This is a genomic window from Mesorhizobium sp. M7A.F.Ca.US.002.01.1.1, from assembly GCF_004022955.1.
GTDB classification, from domain to species: Bacteria; Pseudomonadota; Alphaproteobacteria; order Rhizobiales; family Rhizobiaceae; genus Mesorhizobium; species Mesorhizobium ciceri.
The window spans coordinates 1-892 of the sequence record NZ_RZQE01000964.1; the positions used below are offsets into that span (position 1 = coordinate 1).

Annotated in this window: 1 protein-coding gene; it reads left to right on the forward strand. The window is 61.2% G+C overall.

Features of this window, described 5'->3' with window-relative positions; all coding sequences use genetic code 11:
* Window positions 1-892 (forward strand): TetM/TetW/TetO/TetS family tetracycline resistance ribosomal protection protein (locus EN932_RS37085; RefSeq protein WP_245483415.1); only part of this gene is annotated, 892 nt, incomplete at both ends.

Here is an 892-nt window from a genome sequence, read left to right on the forward strand (position 1 = left end):
CCGCAAGGCTCGTGCCGAAGAATACCGCGAGAAGATGATCGTGGCTGCCGTCGAAATGGACGAGACGGCGCTTGAGAATTACCTCGAAGGCAAGATGCCGTCGAATGACGAGATTCGCGCGCTGATCCGCAAGGGCACCATCGCGGTCAAGTTCTACCCGATGTTCTGTGGCTCGGCCTTCAAGAACAAGGGCGTGCAGCCGCTGCTCGACGCCGTCGTCGAATATCTGCCGTCGCCGGCCGATGTTCCCGCCATCAAGGGCGTCGATGCCAAGACCGACGCCGAGATCGAGCGTCATGCCGACGACAACGAGCCGCTGTCGATGCTCGCCTTCAAGATCATGAACGACCCGTTCGTCGGTTCGCTGACCTTTGCGCGCATCTATTCGGGCAGGCTCACCAAGGGCATCTCGGTCGACAACACCGTGAAGGGCAAGAAAGAGCGCATCGGCCGCATGCTGCAGATGCATGCGAACTCGCGCGCCGACGTCGAAGAGGCTTTTGCCGGCGATATCGTTGCTCTTGCCGGTCTCAAGGACACGACCACCGGCGACACGCTGAGCGATCCGCTGCATCCGGTCATTCTCGAGCGCATGGAATTCCCCGATCCGGTCATCCAGATCGCCATCGAGCCGAAGACCAAGAACGACCAGGAAAAGATGGGCCTCGCCCTTCACCGCCTGGCCGCCGAGGATCCGTCCTTCCGCGTCAAGACCGACGAGGAAAGCGGCCAGACCATCATTTCCGGCATGGGCGAACTCCACCTCGACATCATCGTCGACCGCATGCGTCGCGAGTTCAAGGTCGAGGCCAATGTCGGCGCACCACAGGTGGCCTATCGCGAGACGATCACCAGCAAGCACGAGCCGGACTACACGCACAAGAAGCAGACC